Annotated in this window: 1 pseudogene; it reads right to left on the bottom strand. The window is 75.4% G+C overall.

Going from position 1 to position 236, the window contains the following annotated elements:
• Positions 1–236: pseudogene (locus tag G3I65_RS12045) on the bottom strand (ABC transporter ATP-binding protein); the annotation flags it as partial.

Below are 236 nucleotides of genomic sequence, written 5' to 3'. Positions count from 1 at the left end.
ACCCGCTGGCGCTGCCCGCCGGAGAGCGACCTCCCGCGTTCGGTGACGGCGGTCGCGACGCCGTCGGGCAGCGCGCTGGCCACCTCGTCGACGGCGGCCGCGGTCAGCGCTTCGGCGGTCCTGGGCCCGGTTTCGATGTTCTCGGCGACGGTGCCGGCGAACAGGTCGGCGTCGTGCGCGGCGACCAGGACCACCTCCCGGACCCGGCTGGGGTCCACAGTGGACAGGTCGACCGA

This window comes from Amycolatopsis sp. SID8362 (assembly GCF_010550475.1).
GTDB lineage: Bacteria > Actinomycetota > Actinomycetes > Mycobacteriales > Pseudonocardiaceae > Amycolatopsis > Amycolatopsis eburnea.
Note: the sequence above shows the minus strand (reverse complement) of the source record. Positions and strands in the feature narration are given on the sequence as shown.